Below are 3,779 nucleotides of genomic sequence, written 5' to 3'. Positions count from 1 at the left end.
GCGGCGGAGTGGGCGGGTCCGGCGGGACCACCGGTTCCAGGACCTCGAACCGGGCCGTGTCCGCCCCCGTGTTGCCCGCCGAGTCCGTGGCGGAACAGGTGACCGTCGTCGTGCCGACCGGGAAGAGCGACCCGGACGGCGGGGTACAGGTCACCGGCAGCGCCCCGTCCTGCGGGTCCGTCGCCGTGGCCGTGTAGTCGATGCGGACGCCGTCGTCGCCGGGCGCCCTGGCCGTACGGTCGTCCACGGTGACGACGGGCACGTCGACATCGTTCACGGCGATGCTGATCTGCTGCTGGAAGTCCGGATCGGGCACCGCGGCCGGTCCGACCGTATCCGTCCCCGGCACCTGGGTGCCGAGCAGGAACTGCACGGTGCAGGTCAGCGTCGTGCCCTGCGGGGCGTCCTCCGACACATCGACGGTCTCCGCGAAGTGCGCGGTCTCCCCGCTGGTGAGCTGTCGGGTGGGCGGGTCGAGGGCGACGGTCAGATGTGGGTCGCAGGCGTCGAGGCGGTATCCGACGGAGGTGGGGAGGTTGTCGAACCCGTCGATGATCGCCTCGGCGACCCGGTCCCCGTCGATCCCTTCCAGCAGCCGGCCACCGGTGGCCTCGATGATGCGGGTGGCCTGGCCCGGCGTGGTGGGCGGGTCCTCGACGTAGTCCGGGTTTCCGGCGTCGCCGTTGCCGTTGAGGCCGTCGCCGATCGTGCTCGCGACATCGACGCCGATCACCCGTACGCCCTTGTCCTGGAGCGCGAAGATCGTGTCGTCGATGGTGTGGCCGTTGCTGGGCGCGTGGCTGGAGGCGTCCCCGACGAGCACCACGACCGGGCTCGACCCGTCACGGAACACCGTCGTGCCGCCCGCGCCGTCGGCGATCTGCCACAGCCCGTTGATCCAGTCCTCCGAAGGGCCGCGGCTCGCCCCGCCGAGGTCGGTCCTCAGCTTGTCGACACCCTCCTGCACCTTCACCAGGTCGTCCGTCAGCCCCGTGAGCACCTGGAACCCGGCGTTGACATCGCCCTCCTGATCGCCGAACGTGGCCACCGCGAAATGCGAGTCGGGCTGCTCGTCCAGGATCTTGCCGGTGATGGCGGGCAGGTTCTCCCGCACACTCCTGATCGGGTCGGCCATGCTCGCCGTACCGTCCACCAGCAGGACGACATCCGGCCGCGGCGGGATCGCCGGGGTCCGCACCTGCTTGTCCACGCCCGTCGAACCGCCCGGGTCGAGCGTCTCCTCCAGCGTCGCCGGGGTGACCCACGGCTCCGGCGGCACGGGCACGGCGGACGCCACGCCGCTCACGCCCGACGCGGGCGCGAGACCGGCGGCCAGCAGGAACAGAACGATCCCGGCCGCTCGCCTCCGCGGTCCCGTTCCTGGCTGAAACCACCGCACGGCGTTCCCCTCCCCGCGTCCTGCCCGATACCCGGAGGCCACCGTCGCGCACCGGCCGGCCGTGTACGGAGAGAGACGAGTCACTTCCGCGGGAAGGGCGAACTGCCCGATGGTGCAGCGGCGTTCGTTCAGGGTTCCTCGGACGGACCGGGCGTCAGATAAGGCCCTGACGCATCGCGTACGCCACCGCGTGGGAGCGATTGCGCAGTTGCAGACGGGTCATCACCGAGTGCAGCACGTTCTTGATCGTGCGTTCGGAGTACGCCAGCTTCGTCGCGATGTCCGCGGTGTCGTACCCCTCGGCGACCAGCCGCAGCACGTCCACCTCACGCGCGGCCAGGCCGGTGAAGTGCAGGCCGCGCGGACCGAGCACCTGACCCTGGAGCCTGCCCACCTCTTCGAGGAGGCGTCCGAGCAGGTCGGAGGGGAGATGCCCCTCGCCCCGCGCCACCGTGCCGATGACCTGCACCAGATGGTCCGGCGTCGAGTCGGACCGCCTGACGACCCCCGCGACCCCGCACTCCGCCGCGCTCACCAGCTTCTGTTCGTCGATGTCCGTGGTCACCAGCACCGTGCGGCAGGTGCTGGTGCGCTGGATGTTGCGCAGGACGCGCAGGACCTCGTCGTCCACCGCGTCCACCACCATGACCACGACCTGGGGCGTCGGCTCCCCCTCGTCCCGGTCGACGACAGCGACCTCCGGGCGGGCCCGAAGCTGACTGGCCACACCGGCCTGGGAAATCGGGTCCTGGGCACGTAAAACGACAGTGATGCGCTCCATGCGAATGCTCCCCCTGGGCACCAGCCGGAAGCATCACACTGCAGGCACAAGCTCCACAGCTGTATTCGTCCGCCCCATCTGTTGTGAGGCGGTCTAAAGATTCCCGTTCTTACCCGCGAGGAAACTAGAAGGTTGCCTCGGGCATCACATCTGCCCGAAAGTGTTCCTCCGTGACCGGTGCCCGCCCTCCGGCCCGGTCCTACGGTCCGCGTATGAGTCTTACCGCAAGCCTCGACGCGTCGTCCGTCACCGTCGCACCGGGCGAGGCGACGACCCTCCCCCTGCAGATCCTCAACTCCGGCCGGACCGTCGAGGAATACCACTTCGAGGTGGTCGGGACCTGTGCCGCCTGGTCGGCGATCGAACCCGCGGTCCTCTCCCTGTACCCCGGCGACTCCGGAACCGTCTCCCTGGTCATGCGCCCGCCGCGCGAAGCGACGGTCCTCGCGGGCGAGAGCACGTTCGGGATCCGGGTGATGCCGACCGGCGACCGGAGCGACACCGTGGTCCCGGAGGGCCGGGTGACCGTCCTGCCGTTCACCGAGACGACCGCCGAGCTGGTCCCGCGCGGCTCGAACGGCTCGCGCGGCGGACGGCACCAGTTCGCCGTCGACAACCGGGGCAACACCCCGGTGACCGTACGTCTCGGGGCCCAGCCCGGTACGGAACAGGCGCGGGTCTTGTTCGCCGCCTCCGAGCTGCGGATCGAGCCGGGGCACGCGGAGTTCGCGAAACTGCGGGTCCGCCCGGCGAAGCGGATGTGGCGCGGTACGCCGGTGACGCACGCCTTCCAGGTGTTCGCCGCCCCGCAGCCGCCCGAGGGTGAGGAGGCGCAAGCCCCGGTGCTGGTGGACGGCTCCTACCAGCAGAACCCGATCCTGCCGCGCTGGCTGCCCCGGGCCCTGCTCACCGCCGCTCTGCTGATCCTCGTCCTGGTGGGGCTCTGGTACGCGCTGCTGCGCCCGGCGGTGAAGTCCGCGGCCCGGGAGGCGGTCACTCCCGAAGCGGTACGGTCGGCCGCCGCGGCCGACAAGAGCAAGGCCCCGGAAGAGGGCGAGCAGGGCGGCGCGGGCTCCGGAGGCGGCGACTCCGCCGGTGCGGGCACGGGCGGCGGCTCGGCCGGCCCCACCCCGTCACCGGCTCCTTCCGCCCCGGGCGGCAACGGCGGCGGCGGTGACGCGGCGTCGGGCGCCCCGACCAGCGCGCAGGCCCGGGTGCAGGACGCGGTGGGCGGCGGCCCGAACACCGGTACGGCCCTACAGGTACCGGCCGGCCACACCTTCCAGCTCACCGACATCGTGGTGCAGAACCCGCAGGGCGACGCGGGCACGGTCACCGTCACGGCCGGCGAGGACACCCGCGTCCTGAGCCTCGGTCTGGAGAACTTCCGTGACTCCGACTACCACTTCGTGACCCCGATCCTGGTGCCCGCGGGCGGCAAGGTCACGATGACCATCGACTGCAGGCGGGTCGGCAAGCCGGTGGGCGCCCCGGCCCCCTCGCGGTGCTCGTCCTCGATGTTCCTGGGCGGGACGATGCGCACGGACACCCCGGCAGGCTGAAGCCCGCGCCGGGACCGGGCGGGCTTCAGCCTGCCGG

The 3,779-nt window shown here is 71.7% G+C and carries 3 protein-coding genes; 1 reads left to right on the top strand and 2 read right to left on the bottom strand.

All coding sequences use genetic code 11. The features are described 5' to 3' along the window. Nucleotides 1-1,399 (bottom strand): HYR domain-containing protein (locus HET64_RS37460; protein WP_374105608.1); only part of this gene is annotated, 1,399 nt, incomplete at its 3' end. A 154-nt stretch (nt 1,400-1,553) separates the two neighbouring features. Then, complete coding sequence (locus tag HET64_RS37455) at nt 1,554-2,180, bottom strand: response regulator transcription factor (protein ID WP_215111698.1); 627 nt, start codon at nt 2,178-2,180, stop codon at nt 1,554-1,556. 212 nt (nt 2,181-2,392) lie between these two features. Here HET64_RS37455 and HET64_RS37450 point away from each other — a divergent pair, with 212 nt between their 5' ends. Then, nucleotides 2,393-3,742 (top strand): hypothetical protein, encoded by a 1,350-nt coding sequence (locus tag HET64_RS37450; RefSeq protein ID WP_215111697.1) that lies wholly within the window; start codon nt 2,393-2,395, stop codon nt 3,740-3,742. Nucleotides 3,743-3,779: the final 37 nt, after the last annotated feature.

This window comes from Streptomyces sp. McG3, assembly GCF_018619185.1.
Lineage (GTDB): Bacteria > Actinomycetota > Actinomycetes > Streptomycetales > Streptomycetaceae > Streptomyces.
The sequence above is the reverse complement of the archived record's forward strand: the minus strand, read 5'-3'. Positions and strand labels throughout refer to the sequence as shown.

What these genes read in the sequence shown, in the direction of transcription:
- HET64_RS37450 (WP_215111697.1), top strand. Translation starts at nt 2,393, where the DNA reads ATGAGTCTTACCGCAAGCCTCGACGCGTCGTCCGTCACCGTCGCACCG.
- HET64_RS37455 (WP_215111698.1), bottom strand. Translation starts at nt 2,180, where the DNA reads ATGGAGCGCATCACTGTCGTTTTACGTGCCCAGGACCCGATTTCCCAG.